Annotated in this window: 2 protein-coding genes; both read left to right on the forward strand. The window is 65.9% G+C overall.

Annotated elements, in window-relative coordinates; genetic code table 11:
* Positions 1-269, forward strand: a 269-nt coding sequence (locus ACIKT0_RS19865; protein WP_407106959.1) for an FtsX-like permease family protein, incomplete at its 5' end; no start/stop codon positions are given.
* Between the two features lie 86 nt (positions 270-355).
* The coding region (locus ACIKT0_RS19870; protein WP_407106960.1) for a TetR family transcriptional regulator at positions 356-545 on the forward strand (190 nt) is incomplete at its 3' end.

The raw sequence follows: 545 nt of genomic DNA on the forward strand, positions 1-545 counted from the left end.
TCGGACTGTTCAGCATCGAAGCCGTGTTCATCGGATTTCTCGGCAGTGCCCTCGGAGCCGCCGTGGCCGTGGGAGTCGGCACCTTGATCAGCGATGCCCTGGCCGATTCTGTGCTCTCGGGTCTGCCCGGCCTGCAGATCATGCTCTTCGAGCCGGGGTCGATCGCCGTAGTGGTACTCGTGGTGATGCTCATTGCGTTCATCGCCGGTACCCTCCCGGCGCGCCGCGCCGCGGTGCAGAACCCGATCGATGCATTGCGCTACGAGTAGGCCCAACGGATATGACGGAAACCCGCGCACAGGGACTTCGAGCCCGCAAACGGCGTTCCACCCGGCAGGCCATCGAGCGGGGGGCCGTGGACCTGGCCCTGAAACACGGCTACGATCACGTCACGGTGGAGATGATCTGCGATGTCGCGGTGATCTCCCAGCGGACGTTCTTCAACTATGCCGGATCCAAGGAGGGCGCGGTCCTGGGCATCGAACTGCCCCTGCCTGGGGAGGCGCTGCGCGCTGCGTACGTCGCCGGCAGGGGCGGCCAGAGTC

Origin of the sequence: Hansschlegelia beijingensis (genome assembly GCF_045505405.1) — a bacterium.
Lineage (GTDB): Bacteria > Pseudomonadota > Alphaproteobacteria > Rhizobiales > Methylopilaceae > Methylopila > Methylopila beijingensis_A.